The organism is Synechococcus sp. RS9916, from assembly GCF_000153825.1.
Taxonomy (GTDB): Bacteria; Cyanobacteriota; Cyanobacteriia; order PCC-6307; family Cyanobiaceae; genus Synechococcus_C.
The window spans coordinates 1,812,464-1,830,421 of sequence record NZ_DS022299.1 but is presented as its reverse complement, the minus strand read 5'-3'; the positions used below and the strand labels follow the sequence as shown (position 1 = coordinate 1,830,421).

17 protein-coding genes and 1 pseudogene are annotated in these 17,958 nt (G+C 60.1%); 10 read left to right on the top strand and 8 right to left on the bottom strand.

Annotation, left to right across the window (positions count from 1 at the left end; genetic code table 11):
- Positions 1 to 278 precede the first annotated feature (278 nt).
- Positions 279 to 2,117 (bottom strand): hypothetical protein, encoded by a 1,839-nt coding sequence (locus RS9916_RS13560; RefSeq protein ID WP_007099231.1) that lies wholly within the window; start codon positions 2,115 to 2,117, stop codon positions 279 to 281.
- Positions 2,118 to 2,375: 258 nt separating this feature from the next.
- Between RS9916_RS13560 and RS9916_RS13915 the strand changes: the two are divergent.
- Positions 2,376 to 2,554: pseudogene (locus tag RS9916_RS13915) on the top strand (Asp-tRNA(Asn)/Glu-tRNA(Gln) amidotransferase GatCAB subunit B); the annotation flags it as partial.
- A gap of 4 nt (positions 2,555 to 2,558) precedes the next feature.
- Here the strand turns inward: RS9916_RS13915 and RS9916_RS13555 are convergent.
- The 4 genes from RS9916_RS13555 to coaE form a co-directional block, all read right to left on the bottom strand.
- Positions 2,559 to 3,089 carry a hypothetical protein gene (locus tag RS9916_RS13555; RefSeq protein ID WP_007099230.1) on the bottom strand — a complete coding sequence of 177 codons (531 nt, stop codon included), beginning with the start codon at positions 3,087 to 3,089 and terminating at the stop codon, positions 2,559 to 2,561.
- A gap of 218 nt (positions 3,090 to 3,307) precedes the next feature.
- The gene (locus RS9916_RS09810) at positions 3,308 to 3,751 is read right to left on the bottom strand and encodes a hypothetical protein (RefSeq protein ID WP_007099229.1); all 444 of its coding nucleotides are present in this window, start codon (positions 3,749 to 3,751) and stop codon (positions 3,308 to 3,310) included.
- A gap of 181 nt (positions 3,752 to 3,932) precedes the next feature.
- Complete coding sequence (locus tag RS9916_RS09805; protein ID WP_007099228.1) at positions 3,933 to 5,051, bottom strand: hypothetical protein; 1,119 nt, start codon at positions 5,049 to 5,051, stop codon at positions 3,933 to 3,935.
- 146 nt (positions 5,052 to 5,197) lie between these two features.
- Positions 5,198 to 5,878 carry a dephospho-CoA kinase gene (gene coaE, locus RS9916_RS09800; RefSeq protein ID WP_007099227.1) on the bottom strand — a complete coding sequence of 227 codons (681 nt, stop codon included), beginning with the start codon at positions 5,876 to 5,878 and terminating at the stop codon, positions 5,198 to 5,200.
- A gap of 101 nt (positions 5,879 to 5,979) precedes the next feature.
- Between coaE and argJ the strand changes: the two genes are divergently transcribed.
- The 4 genes from argJ (at position 5,980) to RS9916_RS09780 (ending at position 10,001) form a co-directional block, all read left to right on the top strand.
- Positions 5,980 to 7,215, top strand: a complete 1,236-nt coding sequence (gene argJ / locus RS9916_RS09795) for a bifunctional glutamate N-acetyltransferase/amino-acid acetyltransferase ArgJ (protein WP_007099226.1) — start codon at positions 5,980 to 5,982, stop codon at positions 7,213 to 7,215.
- Positions 7,216 to 7,254: 39 nt separating this feature from the next.
- Positions 7,255 to 7,926 carry a hypothetical protein gene (locus RS9916_RS09790; RefSeq protein WP_007099225.1) on the top strand — a complete coding sequence of 224 codons (672 nt, stop codon included), beginning with the start codon at positions 7,255 to 7,257 and terminating at the stop codon, positions 7,924 to 7,926.
- Positions 7,927 to 8,001: 75 nt separating this feature from the next.
- Positions 8,002 to 8,322, top strand: coding sequence for a hypothetical protein (locus RS9916_RS09785; protein ID WP_038024457.1), 321 nt, complete (start codon positions 8,002 to 8,004; stop codon positions 8,320 to 8,322).
- On the top strand, positions 8,322 to 10,001 hold the full coding sequence (locus RS9916_RS09780) for an AarF/ABC1/UbiB kinase family protein (RefSeq protein WP_007099223.1): 1,680 nt from the start codon (positions 8,322 to 8,324) through the stop codon (positions 9,999 to 10,001). Before RS9916_RS09785 ends, RS9916_RS09780 begins: the two co-directional genes overlap by 1 nt.
- Here the strand turns inward: RS9916_RS09780 and RS9916_RS09775 are convergent.
- The 3 genes from RS9916_RS09775 to eno form a co-directional block, all read right to left on the bottom strand.
- Positions 9,990 to 10,754, bottom strand: coding sequence for a hypothetical protein (locus RS9916_RS09775; protein WP_007099222.1), 765 nt, complete (start codon positions 10,752 to 10,754; stop codon positions 9,990 to 9,992). The genes RS9916_RS09780 and RS9916_RS09775 overlap by 12 nt on opposite strands.
- A 3-nt stretch (positions 10,755 to 10,757) precedes the next feature.
- Positions 10,758 to 11,486 (bottom strand): phytanoyl-CoA dioxygenase family protein, encoded by a 729-nt coding sequence (locus tag RS9916_RS09770; protein ID WP_071961566.1) that lies wholly within the window; start codon positions 11,484 to 11,486, stop codon positions 10,758 to 10,760.
- 62 nt (positions 11,487 to 11,548) lie between these two features.
- On the bottom strand, positions 11,549 to 12,841 hold the full coding sequence (gene eno, locus RS9916_RS09765) for a phosphopyruvate hydratase (protein WP_007099219.1): 1,293 nt from the start codon (positions 12,839 to 12,841) through the stop codon (positions 11,549 to 11,551).
- Between the two features lie 99 nt (positions 12,842 to 12,940).
- Between eno and gloA the strand changes: the two genes are divergently transcribed.
- From gloA to rplK, 5 genes are all read left to right on the top strand, one after another.
- The gene (gene gloA, locus RS9916_RS09760) at positions 12,941 to 13,342 is read left to right on the top strand and encodes a lactoylglutathione lyase (protein WP_007099216.1); all 402 of its coding nucleotides are present in this window, start codon (positions 12,941 to 12,943) and stop codon (positions 13,340 to 13,342) included.
- A gap of 18 nt (positions 13,343 to 13,360) precedes the next feature.
- Entirely contained in the window at positions 13,361 to 16,321 is a 2,961-nt protein-coding gene (locus tag RS9916_RS09755; RefSeq protein ID WP_007099215.1) for an ATP-dependent Clp protease ATP-binding subunit, read from the top strand.
- Between the two features lie 76 nt (positions 16,322 to 16,397).
- On the top strand, positions 16,398 to 16,637 hold the full coding sequence (gene secE, locus RS9916_RS09750) for a preprotein translocase subunit SecE (RefSeq protein ID WP_038024454.1): 240 nt from the start codon (positions 16,398 to 16,400) through the stop codon (positions 16,635 to 16,637).
- A gap of 64 nt (positions 16,638 to 16,701) precedes the next feature.
- Positions 16,702 to 17,364, top strand: coding sequence for a transcription termination/antitermination protein NusG (nusG, locus tag RS9916_RS09745; protein WP_007099213.1), 663 nt, complete (start codon positions 16,702 to 16,704; stop codon positions 17,362 to 17,364).
- Between the two features lie 109 nt (positions 17,365 to 17,473).
- The gene (gene rplK, locus RS9916_RS09740; protein ID WP_007099212.1) at positions 17,474 to 17,899 is read left to right on the top strand and encodes a 50S ribosomal protein L11; all 426 of its coding nucleotides are present in this window, start codon (positions 17,474 to 17,476) and stop codon (positions 17,897 to 17,899) included.
- The last annotated feature ends 59 nt before the right edge of the window (positions 17,900 to 17,958 follow it).

The window sequence follows — 17,958 nt, the reverse complement described above, 5'->3', positions numbered from 1 at the left end:
GTGCCGCCGGCCAGGTTGATCGCTCGTTGTGTTGCCAGTGGATCAAGGGTTGTGGTCGATGGAGCCGGTGTGGAGGGTGGTGAGTGTGGCCTCCGAACTCAAGATCTCCAAAAATGCTGGTTGAGGTGATGAGGTGTATCTCAGTCGCTGGTGATGGTCGTCATGAGTTATGAGAGTGGTTGCTTTGCGGAGATTTTCGGGTCAGCAGTGAAGAGATTGGAATAAAAAAGCCCCCGTTGTGACGGAGGCTGTTTGATTGAGTTGCGTTGGCTGCCTGATTAGCGGAGCCAAAAAGCGAAGGGAGGGTTGGGGCGGCCAACAAAGCATTGCTTGGAAAGGCCGTGTTTTTCAATGATTGTCTTGGCTTGAACCATTTCTGCTTTGCTGTGAGAAGAAAGTGGGATTGACCGCCCATCGGTAAGGGCCCAATTTGCACCGTTTTTTCTAAGGCTTAAGTTTCGGTTGTTGATGTTGATGCAATCTTTCGGCTTGATTGCTGAATTGGCAAACTTGGGCACAGTTGATCCTTTTTTGAGATACCTCATTGATGGGTCAGGGCGGCCCACAAAACAGGATTGGTTGAAGCCGTAACCTTTCATTAGTTTTAGAGCCTCTTGGGCATCAGCTTTTTTGTTGCCGAATGAGAATAGAAGGCGTCGGCCTTGTGTAATAGTCCATCCCCCTGATCCGCCTCGGTTGCGAATTGAAAGCGCTCTGGGGTTGAAGGCCAGGCAATCTTCTTTCAGTCGACTTGTGCTGCCCGTGCTGCCCGTGTTGCTTGTGACGCGCTTCCAGACAGAGCCAGTGAAAGCCCCGGTTCTCCCAATGCGTGTCAGCTTGTTTGAGCTATTAATACGCAGCTTCAAAGTTCCACGATTTTGGGTTTGACTTGCAGCAGTGTCGTGCCATTTGCCCGTGATGGTTCGACCGGAGATTACGCCTGAGAATTTGTTGATGAAGTTACCTCCTTTCCCTTTCCAGTAAATGCGATTTCCGGATTGCGTGATTGTGTAAATGCCGCCGTCATTGGCTTTCCAAGTTCCAGCCAGTTTGTATTTGGTATTTTGACTTGTATTTGTTCCTGTGTTGCCACCCCCAGTGCCAGAGTTGGCTCTTTTGTCGAACGCAGAGTCAGCGCTTTTGCGAGAGTAAAGATCTAGCTTGACGCCGATTGTAATGCAAAATTTTCCTGTATTTGCGGCACTTGGATCTGTTTTTCCGCAGATTTTCTTCTGTTTCTCCACGCCATTGCGAAGTGATCTGAAGGGGATATACACAGTTTTTTGATGGCCTACATCATCCTTGTCAAGTCTTTTTAATCCGCTCCATAAGCCTTGGAATAGCCCTGGGAGGGAGCTGATATCAACGGAGCCTGCGGCAGCTGCGGCTCCGCCCGTTTGGTATGCCGCGTAGGCGGATGCTGCCATTGGTGCCGCTTCTTTTGTGAACTTGTAAGTGGCTTTTGCGGCATCTGAATAATATGTTGGAGACCTCATTCCGACGCGTACGCTTTGGGCATTGCGGAGTAGACCAGCTTGAACGCGTCTAGCACTTTTTAGGTATTCTCTGTCAATATCAGACCGTTTGCTGTTGTCATGCTCCATCATGTTGACAGAAAAAATGAGCCCGTCTGTAGTCCATCTGTTGCCTGCCATTGGGACTACAAAGTCTTTGTTGGTGTGCAGTTTGTATGCTGCGGGGTGCTCATTTCTCAGGTTGATAGTCCTGCCAGTTCTGCGTTGGCTGAATTTTCTTCCCATGTTGCCAATAGTTTTTTTGGCGATATTGACCCTGAAGAAGTCGTCGGAGTCAGTGGCCAGGGGGTGCACATCGACACCCATGCCATCAATGATTGACCAGATTGGCAGAATGTAGTTCTCGTCCCCGCTTAACTCGCTTGGGTCAGCTACTTGGCCTGAGATGATGCGTGTGCTGAGGATGTAGCAATCGGCATCTTTTGGGCACCGGTTGTATTTCTGTTGTCTTGGATTAAGCGATTGGATATTTTGTTGTGAGACGTCTGCGTCTGCTGGGGCTGCTCCAGTGATCAAGGTGCTGGCAACTAAGCCCCCTGCGATCAGGGTGCGTACAGTTTTGAGGTTTTGCTGGTTTTTCATGAGGTTTGCAGTCTGTGTGAGGTTGGGAGGAGATGGTTCTGGTTTGTCATGGCGACTTCCCCAGTACACCTAGTGTGCTTTTGATTCATTCGTTGTGCTGTGGCCTCTATCATTTGTTCCAGTGATCTGCGTCATGGCCGTCGCATTTGATAATTATTTCGTTACAGTTTTTCGGTGCGGAGATGCGTCCCTCAGGGGTTTTGGGGTGTATTTCTGTGCCTTTAAAGCCTGCTTTTATTTCCTTTTCCGTTGCTCGGTATCAGTACTGTTGTCAATGAACTGCTTGCCGCTCACTCGGATGAAGTGGACGCCTTCCGTGGCGGAAGGAATAAGTTTCAGGGATTCTCTTTGTTGGCCAGTTGATGAAGAAGGTCCGCGGCAAGGCCGATTCCAAGATTAGTAATCAGATCCTCAGCAAAAAACTGGAGGGGGACTAACTTATCAGTTGTTGCGTGTTTCCAATACGGAGCGGCCATCGGCCGAAATTACAACCACGGTGTTCACGCTCGACCCATCTCCGTTCTGTTCCCAGCCGGGGGGACCTCCAGGAATGGTGAATTCAATCCCTTCTGAATCTGCGCGCGTGATGCAGGGGTTGTTGTTGATGCTGGCGAACATGCAAGCGCTAGGGCGGTATTGACTGAGTCCACCGTTGAGTGACACGGCTGTGCCGCGGGCCAGGTTGATGGCTCGTTGGGTTGCCAATGGATCAATGGTTGTGGTCGATGGAGTCGGGATGGTGGGTGTTGCTTCGTCGTCATCGTTATCTTCGTCGTTGCTCTCTGGAGCCTGCCCAGGGTTGAAGTCATCGTCACCTGGATTTGATTCGCCATTACCGTCCGGCGCTGTCGTGGCTCCGTCGTTGGGAAGGCAGCTCACGCTTGGGGTTGTGATGTCGATGTCACTAATGGCCACCTGCTCGCCAGTTTGACGATCGAAGCATCGGTAAGCGCTGGCTTCGGCTTTTGGCATTACTGCCAATGATGTGCTGGCCAAGAAAACCAGAACTGCTGGGCTTGGGATAGACCTGCGCATGTGCAGAAAGCGAATGACAACCCTTCCGTTCATTGTGAAGTGGCTATTCGGATTGGTGGTGATTGGTCTTCTTTTGAGGCCAATGCAATGCCCTGGTCGTATGACCAGGGCTTTTAATGCTTTTGCGATTGCGCAGTGTCTTTGCGTCGGCAGTCTCAGCGCATGAGGTCGTTGATGCCTTTACGGATGAGGTGACCGAGGAGATCGGAGATTTTATCGCTGGTGGTATCTCCACCGATCTGGTCCTCGTCATCATTGTCCTCATACTCATCCACGGAGCTAAGGTCACCTTCTTCAGGGAACAGCTCTTCGTCCTCTCCGGGCAGCAAAGGCTCGTCTTCGCCAGGGTTATCGATTTCGAGGATGTCGCCTTCATCACTGTCGATGCTGCTGTCCACGGTGATGGGATTGCCAGGCACAGGGAGGCAGCTGATGGTAGTGCTGGTCATGTCGACGGCACTGCGAGCAACGAGTTTTTCAGTGCTGCGCTCAAAGCAGTCGAAGGCGATGGCCATGGCGCTGGCCTCTTGGGGTTGAACGGAGAGAAGAGCCGCGGAGGAGAGGGTGATTGCGGAGAGGAGAGAGAGTGAGCGGTTCATGGTGGTCGGTGGGTGAGGAGTGGAGTGCGGTGTAAGCCGCCAATGAACTCAAGATCTCCGAAATTCGGATGCCAGTTGATGAGGGGAGTCGCCTTGGGCTGTGAGGTTCGTCACAGGCATGAAAAAGCCCCCGCTTTTAGCGGGGGCAAAAGTTTTTACTGAGGTTGTGCTGTCGGGTTGCTTAGCGGAGCCAGAAGGCAAAAGGCGGGTTTGGCCTTCCAACGAAGCAGTGCTTGGTGAGCCCATAGTTTTCAATAATGGCTTTGGCTTGTGCCATTTCCTCTTTGCTATCGGAGGAAAGCAGGCTCGAGCGGCCATCGGTCAGGGACCAATAGGAACCGTTGTCTCGAAGACTCAGGTTTCTATTGTTGATGTTGATGCAGTCGCGCGGCGTGACTGCAGAATCTGCATATTTAGGTACTGAGGATCCTTTCTTGAAGTACCGCATTGATGGACCAGGCCGTCCGACAAAACAGGATTGGTTGAATCCATAGGCTTTGATGAGATCTAGGGAGCGATGGGCTTGTTCTTTGTTGTCTCCAAAAGAGAGAAGTTGTCGACTGCCTTGGGTAATGGTCCAGCCACCTCTGCCGCCTCTATCCTTCACCTCAAGAGCCCGTGGGTTGAATGCAAGACAGTCTTCTCGAAGGTTGACTTCGGGTTCAACGGGTTGAGGATCAGGATCTGGAGTTGGGGGTTGAGGATCAGGATCTGGAGTCGGGGGTTGTGGATCGGGGTCGGCTGTTTGCCCGATTTGAACCAGTTTGAAAACCGATTCGTTCCTGACGGAGTCTGATGCTGCTTTGAGCTTTCCATTGCCTGCAACGTAAATCCACTGGTCGTTTTTACGGGCTTGCAAAGCCATGGCTCCGTATGAGCCGCGTCCGATGAAAGTTGTGCTCGTGCGATCAGAACGGCATTGATAGCTTTCCAGCTTGACGCTGTGGTTGTTTCTCTTGACTCGCCACCATTTACTGGGATTGCGGGTGCTGCGCAGGGCGACAGTTTGATCAGTTGCGCCAGGCATTCCTTTGAGGCTGTAAAGCTCAAAGACACCTTTGCTAGATGGGCTGGATGGTTGTGACCTTTTCGTTGCCCTGAGTTTGCCGTCGTCTTTTTTGACGAACTTCGAGTTGCTTTGGGCTTGGATCGCAAAGGTGCCGATCAGCCTGCCGTTTTCGCAGTTTTTTGCGCTGTTGTTGTTCCCTGCAAAGGTCGGTGTTTGCAGTCCCGATGCCGTCATGAGGGCTGCAGCGCACAGCAGAGAGGCTGATTTGGCGCTTTTGTTGAAGGAAGCCATGAGGTGGTTGTGAGGAGAGAGGCGTGGCAAGGACGTTGTGTCCTGCTGGTGTACTCACTGTCTTGGGCCTGCAAGCCGTTTACGAAGACCTACGTCGTCCACTGCTGTGATGTTGATCACAGGCCTCAAAAGCGACAACTCATTCCTTAGGGGTTTTCCCCGAGTTCCTCGCTTGTTTGCAGACCCGTTGGCGTATCAAGCAACCGTTGGATTTGCTCGTCCCACCGGCCGGCATCACCACTGTTGTCGATGAGCTGATCAGCGAGTTCTTGTTTTTGCGCAATAGGCCATTGGGCGTCAATACGGGCCTTGGCCGCGGCCTCATTGAGACCATCTCTTTTTTGAATCCGTTCAATCTGTTGTTGGGGCTGGCAATGCACGACCCAAACTTCGGAACACAAACCCGTGAGGTTGGCTTCGAAGAGCAGCGGAATCATCAACACCACGGTGGGTTCATCGTTGAGCCCCACGAGTGCTTCATCAAAGCGCGCACGGACATAGGGATGAATCAGTTGCTCGAGCCACAGGAGTTCGTCAGGTGCGTTGAACACGATTGAACCCAGCGCTTTGCGGTTGATGCCGCTGTTGTTCTTCGAGCCTTCGATGGTGGAATCGCTTGGTGCTGCGACGCGCGGTCCGTAGCGCTTCAACACCGCGGCCTCCCCCTTGCTCCCAGGGGCTAAGGCCTCATGGGCAAATCGGTCAGCATCCAGCACTGGAAGGCCCAGTGCTGCGAGGTAGCGTCCAACACTGCTTTTGCCGGTTGCAATCCCGCCGGTGAGGCCGATGCGTCGCTGTTGGCTGTTCCAGCGTGCGGATGGACTCACGGATCTTGAGATGTGCGTCGCACCAGTTTGATCGGAGCTTGGAGTGGAAGGGTCTTGGCCGCGTTGAATAGGGGCTGTGGTTGGCCTTGCCTGACTCGTCGATGGCGCACTCCGTTGGCTGGACGCCCATTAAGGGTGGGATTACTGCCCCTGTCGGTTTTCAAGCCGCTGGCATTACGGCTGGTCTGAAGGCATCGGGCAAACCCGATCTCTCCCTTCTCTTGGCGCCAGAAGGAGCGGTGTGTGCTGGCACTTTCACCACGTCTGTGGTGCGTGCGGGTTGTGTGGATCTTTGTGCTCAACGCCTTACAGAGGCTGGCGGTTCTGCCAGAGCGGTGTTGACCAATTCTGGTCAGGCCAATGCCTGCACGGGCGACCGCGGGCTGATCGACAGCCTGCGGGCCACCCAGGCTGTGGCTGATCGCTTGGGTTTGGAGCCGGAAGAGGTCTTGATCTGCTCTACGGGTGTGATCGGTGTTCCAATCGCGATGGACACCTTGTTGACAGCTGTCGATCCTTTGGTCACAGCCTTGTCGGCCGAAGGCGGAGAGGCTGCGGCCGCAGCAATCCTCACCACTGATCTGGTCGACAAACAGATCGCACTGGAGACGGAGTTGGCCGGTCGGCGCGTGCGTCTGGGCGGGATGGCGAAGGGCTCCGGGATGATTCATCCCGATATGGCCACCATGCTCGGCTACCTCACCTGTGATGCGGGCGTGCCTGCTGAGGTTTGGCAGCGCATGGTGCGCCGCGCCGTGGAGCGGTCGTTCAACGCCATCACCGTTGATGGGGACACCAGCACCAATGACACCTTCTTGGCGTTTGCGGCTGGCGAGGTTTTGCCTGCTGATCAGTACATGGCTCTGGAGCAAGGGGTGACCCTGGTGGCGCAACATCTTGCGCGTGCCATTGCTCGGGATGGAGAAGGCGCTACTTGCCTGATTGAGGTGCAGGTGGAGGGCGCCAGCAATGAACCAGACGCGTTGCGCATGGCTCGCACGGTGTGCGGCTCGTCTCTTGTGAAAACAGCCGTGCACGGTCGCGATCCGAACTGGGGCCGGATTGTGGCAGCTGCGGGACGCGCTGGCGTGCCTTTTGATCCGGCGGCCGTGGCGCTTTGGCTCGGCTCGCATCAGTTGATGGAGCGAGGGGAACCGATTGCGTTTGATCGGCAGGCCGCGTCCGCATATCTGCAGGCCTGTGTGGATGGTGCGTACCTCCAGAGTGATTGCGTGCAGATTCGCCTGGTTGTCGGCGATGGGCCCTCCCAGGCGAAGGCCTGGGGATGTGATCTCTCGGATCAATACGTGCGCATCAATGCCGACTACACCACTTAGGTCTGGTTGATTCAGGCAGAGTTGAACAGGGCTGCCAGGATGTCAGCGCTGTTCGCTGCTGTTGCCGTGCCTGCGGAGACTCAGCCCCCTTCGGTCGAGAAGCCTCGGCGCCGCCCGCGATTCTGGGTTGGCCCGCTGGTGGCTGGAAGCTGCTTCGCGTTGGGGTTCGGCATCACCCAACGGATCGTGGCCATGCAGGGTGGAGAGTCGTCACCGAAGCCCCAGGCATTCAACCCAAAGCCTTTCCCTGGAGAACGTCTGCAGAGTTTGCGGGACCGTTTTGCGGGGGCTTCAAAGCCGCTGAAAGCGGATGTGGCGGCTCGGGAGGCGGAGTTGGCCAAAACGCGGCCCCCGAAACCGAAAAAAGTTGACCTAGCCAAGAAGGAGGCTGAGCGTCTTGCGGCAGAGGCCCGTCGTCAGCAGCAGCAGACCGCAACCCGTTGGGCACCGGAGGTCGTTCCTGCAGCAGCCACGCCTCCAGATGAAGCCGAGGTGATTCCCGCACCGGAGCTGCCTGAGGCGTTGGTGCCAGAGGAGGGGATGCCGGAGGCGGCGAATGCTCCTGCGCTCGACGTTGCCACGCCTGAGCTGCTGCCAGTCGTTGAGGAGCCTGGGCCCTTGCTTCCTGCTCCGACCGTTGCACCAGTCGCACCCGCACCTGCACCTGCTGCACTCGACTTGATGGAGCCATCGCTTCCGCCCACACCCTGAGCAGCGTTCGCTTCGGTCTTGGCCCCCTGCGCGGGTTTGGATCTGCCACAGTCACCTCAATGCAGTGATGAGGCCATGCCTTCCCCTGATGCTCTGCTGAAGGCCACCGTCAGCCGGTTGGCGGCGCGCTTGGGCCATGGTTTGGCGGATGCTGCCGCGGAGGTGGCTGTGCTGGCTCAAGATGCGCCTGAACGTCTCAAGCGCGAATGGGATCTGTTTCAGGAAGAGGTTCAGGCTGAAGCCGAGCGGCTGGAACGTGATGGTGATCCGCCGCAGGCCTCTGCGTCCGATGTCACCTCATCCTCACCGCCTCCCACGGCCAGCCCTCAGGAGCAGATCGATCGCTTGCGGGCGAAGGTGGCAGACCTGAACACTCGTGTGGAGGGCAGCCTTTGATGGGCCGGTTGCGGTTGCGGGCGCCCCTGCGAGGGGCTTGGCGTGCCCTGCGGATCTGGCGATCAGTCCTCACCCTGATCGTGTTGTTGTGGTGGGATGCCCGCGCCTGGACGTATCCAGGCGGGTGCACGCCCGAACGGCGCGCGATTCGTCAGCAGAGCCGTGCCCGTTGGTTGACTGCTGAGCTGCTGACGCTGGGCTCGGCGTTCATCAAGCTCGGGCAATTGCTCTCGGCACGCCCAGATGTGCTGCCTGCAGGCTGGGTGGCGGAATTGGCCGACCTGCAAGACAAAGTTCCACCGTTCTCATTCGATCGGGCCCAGTCCGTTCTGGAGGAGGAGCTCGGCCAGCGTTGCGCGGAGATCATCGATCTCGACCAACAGCCCCTCGGGGCGGCCTCACTGGCCCAGGTGCACCGCGCCAGTCTGCGCAGCGGTCGCCAGGTGGTGCTCAAGATCCAACGGCCTGGGCTGGAACGTGTGTTTCGCCTTGATCTGGAGGTGATGCAGCAGGTGGCCGCTGTGTTGCAACGTCATCCCAGTTGGGGGCGAGGGCGCGACTGGGTGGCGATCGCCCAGGAGTGCAGGCGGGTCTTGCTGCGGGAACTCGATTTCCGCGTGGAAGCGCAATATGCCGCCCGTTTCCGCCAGCAGTTCCTTGATGACTCCCGCATTCGGGTGCCAGGGGTGATCTGGGAGCTGAGCAGCCGCAGGGTGCTGTGTCTCGACTATCTGCCCGGCATCAAGATCAACGATCGTGCGGCCCTGCTCGACGCGGGGATTGATCCCTCTGCGGTGGCGGAGATCGGTGCTGCCAGCTATCTGCAGCAATTGGTGCGTTACGGCTTTTTCCATGCCGATCCCCATCCCGGCAACCTGGCAGTGGCCAGTGATGGTGCCCTGATCTACTACGACTTCGGGATGATGGGCCTGCTCTCAGAAGGGCTCCGTCGCCGTTTGGGATCAATGGTGCGGGCGGCGGCCGCCCGCGACGCCTCTGGTCTGGTCACCGAGATGCAGGCCGCGGGTGTGATTGCCTCCGGGATTGATGTGGGTCCTGTGCGTCGGCTGGTGCGCGTGATGCTGAAGGAGGCCCTCACCCCGCCCTTCAGCCCCAATGTGATCGACAAGTTGTCGGGTGACCTCTACGAGCTCGTGTATGGCCAGCCCTTCCGTCTTCCGGTGGAGCTGATTTTTGTGATGCGGGCCCTCTCCACCTTTGAAGGCGTAGGACGCAGCCTCGATCCCGGCTTTAGCCTGGTGGCGATCGCCAAGCCTTACCTGCTGCCCCTGATGACTGCCAGTGGATCCGGCCCCAACGACCTGTTCAACGAGCTGGGGCGACAGGTGGGTGCCTTGAGCAGCAAGGCTGTCGGCATTCCCCGCCGCTTGGATGAAAGCCTCGAGCGCTTGGAGCAGGGAGATCTGCAGCTGCAGATCCGCATGGGTGAGTCCGATCGCCAGTTCCGGCGGATGGTGACCGCCCAGCACGCCCTGGGGCAATCGGTCCTCCTGGCGGGACTGGCTCTCTCCGCTGCCTTGTTGGGGGCGAGTGCGCGTCCGCTGTGGGCTCTTCTGCCGATTGCGGCAGGGGTGCCTGTGGGAATGGGTTGGCTGCAGCTGCAAGTCAAGTTGCGCCGTGACGCCCGTGTTGAGGGGTTGTCCGGTTCAGGTCGCTGAGGCCGACGTCCCTAGAAGTTTGCGGCGTAGGTCCTGCTGGAAGGCGTGGTGGCGTTCGGCTGAAAGCGTCAGGCTGGGCAGGGCCGGGATCAGTTGATCAAAGCGGCGCTGGAACGCGTCGGAAAAGTGGCTGCTGTTGGCACGGGTGGGCATCACGGTGTTGGCGTCCGTGACCAGACAGCGCACGCTGCTTTTCCACTCCGATGCGTGCGTGTCGAGCCATTGCTGATACAGCAGCCAAACCGGCATCCAGAAGCGCACCGCACTGCTGAGGTCATTCAGCACGGCAGGCATCGTGGCGGCGAGGTCCGGGTCGCGCTGATTCACGAACTGGCGGTAGCCCTGATGCCACGTCTCCCGCAGAGGATGGTCGGCGTGTTGGAAGCTCCAGTGGCTGATGCTGCGTAACCACGGCCGCAGGGATCGGTTGAGCAGCAGGCGATGGTGCCCCCGCTGCTGCAGCTGTGCATCCGATAGCTCCGCAGTGAGCAGGAACAGGCTTGTGCACACGTCAATGGTGGTGCCCAGCGCCTGACGGCGTTCACTGAGCCAGCTCCAGCGCAAGGCATCAAAGTCGGTTTGCACGCGGTGTTGCATCAACAGCGGAGCCCCATCCATGTCCACTTCATGCGCAGCGTTGCTGAGACTGCGACTGAGGGCCGTGGACCCCATTTTGGGGAGGCATTGCACAAATACATGGCTGCCCCGCTCTCGATCGGTCTCGGCCGCAGCGGCGAAGTCGGGAAAGGCCATGGCTTAGAGCCGCGGATGCCGGGAACCCTGCACGGCTTGCCCTTCAGCGTCAGGGCCGAACAGGGTGCGCAGGGTGGTGGCCCGCATCGTGGCACCAGCCGCTCCTGAAAACCCAGGGGGGTGGGTGCAAAGTCGGGTGCCATCCGCCACGTAGGCGACGCCGAGGGCGCGCCGCCAGTGGGGCGTGGCATTGGCAGGCCCGTAGTGCCACACCTGGCCCTCGTGAATGTCCACATCCCCTGGCTGCATGGCTGGAAGGGCTTGCATCGGAGCTCCATGCCGCTCCAGCAGCTGCTGGAGGGCATCGGGGTGGGGAATGTCGCTTTGCTCAGGTGAGAGCTGTGCCGTTCCTTCCGCGTACACCAACGTGCAATGCGCTGGGATTGGATCCAGTGGGATCCAGCAGGTGTAGGACTGGCGATCGATTGGCAGGAAATCGCGGTCCCGGTGCCAGGGCGTGCCAGGGCCACCGGGGGCTTTGGTGAGCAGATCGAACTGAAACGGCCGCACAGCATCAAGGCCACTCACCTCTTTCACCGCCGCCACCAGGGCTGGGTCGGTGAGCAAGGCAAACAGCTCCTGATTGAAGCGGTCGGCATGCAGGTGGGCACCGTCGGCCTGAATGCCTAACAGTGCTTGGCGACCTGGCTGCAGGCCTGTGGCGGTGGCCTGGGCTTGCAACTGCTGGTTGATCAGCGCCAAGCGCTGAGGATCGAAGAGCTGGGGTTTCAGCCAATGGCCTGCCCCCGTTGCCGGGGAGGCAGGCTCGTTCGCAGCAGGACCCGGTGGCGTGATCAGCCGTTGCCTCGGGGGCCCTGACCAGCAGCACCGGCGTAGACGGCTTGGCTGCCCAGCTCGTCTTCGATGCGCAGCAGCTGGTTGTATTTGGCGACGCGCTCGCTGCGGCTGAGGGAGCCGGTTTTGATCTGGCCGGCGCGGGTGGCCACCGACAGATCAGCGATGGTGGTGTCTTCGGTCTCGCCGCTGCGGTGGCTGATCACGCTGGTGTAGCCGGAGCGACCTGCCAGATCGATGGCTTGCAGGGTCTCGGTGAGGGAGCCGATCTGGTTGACCTTGATCAGGATCGAGTTGGCCACGCCCTGATCGATGCCCTGTTGCAGGCGCTTGCTGTTGGTCACGAACAGGTCATCACCGACCAGCTGCACCTTGCTGCCCAGACGCTCGGTGAGCAGCTTCCAGCCGCTCCAGTCGTCTTCGGCCAGACCGTCCTCGATTGACACGATTGGGAAGCGGTTCACCAGCTGCTCCAGCTGGCCAACCATCTCAGCGCTGTCGAAGCTGCCGCCGTCGAAGGCGTAACGGCCGTCCTTGAAGAACTCGGTGCTGGCCACGTCCAGGGCCAGGGAGATCTGCTCGCCGGGTTTGTAGCCAGCTTTTTCGATGGCCTGCACCAGCACGTCACCGGCTTCGATGTTGCCCAGATCGGGGGCGAAACCACCTTCATCACCCACGGAGGTGCTCAGACCGCGGTCATGCAGGAGGCCCTTAAGGGTGTGGAACACCTCGGTGCCCATGCGCAGGGCTTCCCGGAAGGTGGGTGCGCCGTGGGGCACCAGCATGAATTCTTGGAAATCCAGGCTGTTGGCGGCGTGGGCGCCACCGTTGATCACGTTCATCAGCGGCACTGGCAACAGCGACGCCATCGGACCGCCCAGATAGCGGTAAAGGGGCAGGCCCACACCATTGGCTGCCGCCCGTGCGGTGGCCATGCTCACGGCCAGGATGGAGTTGGCACCCAGGTTCGATTTGTTCTCGCTTCCGTCGAGCTCCTGCATGGTGGAGTCGACTGCGGCCTGATCCAGCGCGGAGAGTCCGCAGAGGGCTGGAGCGATGCGGTCTTCGATGTGATCCACCGCTTTGGTCACACCTTTGCCCATGTAGCGGCTGCCGCCGTCCCGCAGTTCGTGGGCTTCATGGGCGCCTGTACTGGCACCACTGGGCACAATCGCTCTTCCGCTGGCGCCGCCCTCGAGCAGGACCTCTGCTTCCACCGTGGGGTTGCCACGGGAGTCGAGCACCTCCCTGGCCACGATGGTGTCGATGACGAGATCGAGGGAGTCGAGCACGTGCAGCGGGTCAAAGATGAAGAGATCCTATGGAATGCCCCCTGCCGCCCCCCTGTTCGCTTTGGCACCATGCGGTGAGATCAGGCGGAATCCCTGCGCATGCGCATGCTTCACACCATGCTCCGGGTCGGCGACCTCGAGCGGTCTCTGCGGTTTTACACCGAGGTTCTGGGGATGCAGTTGCTGCGTCGCAAGGATTACCCCTCCGGCCGTTTCACCCTGGCGTTTGTCGGTTACGGCCCCGAGAGCGACCACACGGTGTTGGAGCTCACCCACAACTGGGATACCAAGGATTACGCCATCGGTGACGGCTATGGCCACATCGCCCTTGGGGTCGATGACATCGTCGGCACTTGCCAGGCCATCGCCGAACGGGGTGGACGGGTGGTGCGTGAACCCGGGCCGATGAAGCACGGCAACACCGTGATCGCCTTTGTGGAAGATCCCGATGGCTACAAAGTGGAATTAATTCAGCTGTCGTCCCGCTCGGACGCGGCTTAAGCGACGGCTCAACACGCCATGACCTCTTCGGCCCGCCCCAGCGTTGAACCTTCCGCCAGCCTCACGGCGGAGCCGGATCGCTTCAGCGATGAAGCCTGGGATCTACTGCTCGCAGGCCAGGACCTGGCCCGACGCTGGCGTCATGGCGAACTGGATGTGGAGCACTTGCTCCAGGTGCTGTTCAGCGACCGTCGCTACAGCGAGTTGGTGGATGGTCTGACTCTGGATCCCGAGGAGTTGCTCGATCGACTCGAAGGCTTTCTGGCTGAACAGCCGATGGCCCGTGGCGATGAACTGTTCGTTGGAGAGGATCTTGAGGATCTGCTGGAGGCCGCTGACCGGTGTCGTGGGCTGTGGGGCTCCCGGTTGATCGAGGTCTCCCATCTGCTGATCGCGATGGGACGGGACCCACGTGTCGGAGCGGATCTGTTTGAGCGCTTGGGCTTGCCGGCCGATCGGCTTGAGGCTGAGGTGCGTCAGTGGAGGCCAGTCCAGCGCGAAGCCATGGCCGTCCCTACCGAGAGGGCTGTTGCATCAGACAGGGCTGTCTCAGCAGAACGATCTGCCTCAAAAGATGGGGCCCCATTCAGAACGAGTGCTGCGCCTCGCGACGACAGGGCTGTCCCTCGCAGTAACAGGCCTGGCCCAAGAGACCTGCCTGCTGAGGCGGATGGACCGCCCTCGTTCCCCTCCCAGAGCCAGGCGCGCGAAAGCGTGCCGTCTTCCCCCGCATCAAGCGGCCGCAGGCGGAGTGCCCCTCCGGCCACTGCCGTTCCCGTGGCGCGCGTTGAGCCCCAACCGGCCGATCCTCTCCTCAGCGATCAGGTTCCGGAGGACGAGCCCACGGCCCTGCAGTTGTATGGGCGCGATCTCACCGCGGCAGCGGCCCAGGGTCAGCTCGATCCGGTGATCGGCCGCGACACCGAGATCCGGCGCTTGATCAAGGTGCTCTCCCGCCGCGGCAAGAACAACCCCGTGTTGATCGGTGCGCCGGGTGTCGGCAAAACCGCGATTGCGGAGTTGCTGGCCCAGCGGATCGTGGCTGGGGAGGTGCCGGAGTCGTTGCAGGGCTTGCGCCTGGTGGCCCTGGATGTGGGAGCGCTGATTGCTGGTGCCAAGTTTCGCGGCCAATTTGAAGAACGCCTGCGGTCCGTACTGGCGGAGGTCAGTGACCCTGATGCCGGCGTGGTGCTGTTTATTGACGAGCTGCACACGGTGGTGAGCAGTGATCGCTCCAGCGCTGATGCGGGCAGCCTGCTCAAGCCGGCGCTGGCCCGTGGGGATCTGCGCTGCATCGCCGCCACCACCCCGGAGGACTATCGCCGCACGGTGGAAAAGGACCCGGCACTGCATCGCCGTTTCCAGCAGGTGCCGATCCTCGAGCCATCGCTTGACCTCAGCATCGAGATCTTGCGCGGGTTGAAGGAGCGTTACGAGCTCCATCACGGGGTAACGATCACCGATGACGCCTTGGTGGCCTCCACGCGTCTGGCGGATCGCTACATCAGTGATCGCTGCTTGCCTGACAAGGCGATCGATCTGATCGATGAGGCGGCGGCTCAGTTGAAGATGGATGTGACCTCCAAGCCCCAGGTCGTGGAGGACGCTGAAGCGGAGTTACGCCGTGTGGAACTGGCTCTGCTGGCGGCGGAGCAGGCCCCGGAGGCAGAGCGGGTGCAGCTGCAGCGCTCGCGCCTTGAAGCAGCCAACCAACTCGAGAGCCTCAGGGAGCGCTGGCAGGCGGAGCGGGATCAGCTGTCGGAACTGCGCCAGCTCCTGCAGGACGACGAAGATTTGCGCCATGCCATGGCGGAGGCTGAGCGGGGCGGCGATCTTGAGGAAGCTGCGCGTTTGGAATACGACCAGTTGCATCGCGTGCAGCAGCGGCGCCATGACCTGGAGCAGACCCTGGCGGCAGCCCAGGCCGCCGGCACGGCCTTGCTTCGGGAGCAGGTGGAAGCTGGTGACATCGCTGATGTGGTGGCTCGCTGGACCGGGATCCCGGTCCAGCGCCTGTTGGCGGGTGAACGCCAAAAACTGCTGGAGCTGGACGCCCATCTCGGCGAGCGGGTGATCGGTCAGCCCGAGGCGGTGCAGGCGGTGGCGGCTGCCATCCGGCGCGCTCGGGCCGGCATGAAGGACCCGCGCCGGCCCGTGGGCTCTTTCCTGTTCCTAGGCCCCACTGGGGTGGGGAAGACGGAGTTGGCGAAGGCGTTAGCGGCCTTGCTGTTCGATGAAGACGAGGCTTTGGTGCGTCTCGACATGAGCGAGTTCATGGAGCGCAATGCCGTGGCGCGTTTGCTCGGGGCTCCTCCTGGCTACGTGGGCTACGAGGAAGGCGGTCAACTCACCGAAGCGGTGCGGCGTCGCCCCTATGCCCTGTTGCTGCTGGATGAGGTGGAGAAAGCCCATCCGGATGTGTTCAACGTGCTGCTGCAGGTGCTTGACGATGGCCGCCTCACCGATTCCCAGGGCCGCACGGTCGACTTCCGCCACACCGTGGTGGTGATGACCAGCAACCTGGCCAGCCGGGCCATCCTGGACAGTGCCCGGCAGGCCCAAGAGGAGGGTGCTGATCCGGCGGCGCTGGCGCAGACCCTCGCGACCCAGGTGGATGACGCCCTGGGCCGGCAGTTCAGGCCGGAGTTCCTCAACCGCATTGATGAAGTGATTCGCTTCCGGCCTTTGGGGGTCGATGACCTGGAGCGGATCGTGCGTTTGCAGCTGGCGGATCTCTCGACGCTGATGGCTGAGCAAGGGCTCGAGCTACACGTGGATTCCCCTGTGGTGCGGGCCCTGGCGGAGCTCGGTCACGAGCCTGAATACGGTGCAAGGCCCCTGCGCCGGGTGCTGCGCCGCCATCTTGAGAATCCCCTGGCCACCGAACTACTGGAGGAGCGCTTTGCCGGTGCGACAGCCGTGAAGGTCACGGCCGGTGATGCAGCCGGTGATCCCTTCCGATTTGCAGCTGAGTCTTGACGAGAGAGGCATCCGGTATGGTGATCGTTTGCTGGCAGGTGTGTTCAGCACCTCCGTCAGCACCGGCCCAGGATCCGTGACCACCCCCACTTCCGAGGACACAGCAGCGACCACGCCTCAGACGCCATCCGGCGAAAGCCGGAAGGGCGGGTTTTTGGCGGCCACGTTGGAGGAGCTGAAGCTTGTGGTCTGGCCCACCCGCCAGCAGCTGTTCAGTGAATCGATCGCTGTGATCTTGATGGTGAGCTTGTCGGCAGCGGCGATCGCATCGGTCAGTCGTTTCTTCAGTTGGTCTGCATCTCAAGTGTTCCGTTGATTCCCGGATGCACTCCGGGGACCCGTTGGTCTCGCTCTTCACGTTTTTTTTAACTCCTTAGCCCGTGTCTGACGTCGATCTCACTGCCCAGAGCGCTGACGTGCTTGATCTGCCCGCACCCAACGAGGGCGAGGCGGGCACGGTGTCGCCGGCCGCTCGCACCGCGGTGGCTCGTTGGTATGCAGTGCAGGTGGCTTCCAGTTGCGAGAAGAAGGTGAAGGCCACCCTTGAACAGCGTGCGGTCACCCTGGCGGTCAGCGACCGCATTCTTGAGATTGAGATCCCTGAAACCCCGGCCGTCAAAATTAAGAAGGACGGCAGCCGGCAATCCACCGAGGAGAAGGTGTTCCCGGGCTATGTCCTGGTTCGGATGGTGCTCGACGAAGACACGATGATGGCGGTGCGCAGCACCCCCAACGTCATCAACTTCGTGGGTGCTGAAGACCGCCGTGCCACAGGCAAGGCGCGTGGTCACATCAAGCCACGCCCGCTCAGCCGTTCCGAGGTGGATCGCATCTTCAAGCGTGCGGCTGAGAAGAAGACTGTGGTCAAGGTCGATCTCACCGAAGGCGATCAAATTCTGGTCACCGCTGGTCCGTTCAAGGATTTCCAGGGCGAAGTGATCGAAGTCTCGGGCGAGCGCAGCAAGCTCAAAGCCCTGCTCTCCATTTTCGGCCGGGAAACCCCTGTCGAACTGGAGTTTTCCCAGGTCAGCAAGCAAGGCTGACCCAACGGCGGCCGTCTCCCTGTGGAGGGCGGCCTCAGAAGTGGTTCGCCGCTTCGCCGCACCTGCCCCGAGGGTCAGGTGATCCGCAGATGTCCAACCCCGCTAGCCGATGGCCAAGAAAGTCGTAGCTGTGATCAAGCTGGCCCTTCAGGCCGGCAAAGCCAACCCTGCACCGCCCGTGGGTCCTGCCCTCGGTCAGCACGGGGTCAACATCATGGCGTTCTGCAAGGAATACAACGCCCGCACGCAGGACAAGGCCGGTTTTGTGATTCCGGTGGAGATCTCGGTCTTCGAAGACCGCAGCTTCACCTTCATCACCAAGACGCCTCCGGCGTCGGTGCTGATCACCAAAGCCGCTGGAATCGCCAAAGGTTCCGGTGAGTCCGCCAAGGGAAGCGTTGGTTCCATCAACCGCGCCCAGCTCGAGGAAATCGCCAAGACCAAGCTGCCCGACCTCAACTGCACCAGCGTTGAGTCGGCCATGCGCGTCATAGAAGGCACCGCCCGCAACATGGGCGTCGCCATCAGCGACTGACACGCGCAGCGCATCAGCGTTTTCCGCATTCCGTACACCCCATTGGGGGAGACCGTTTC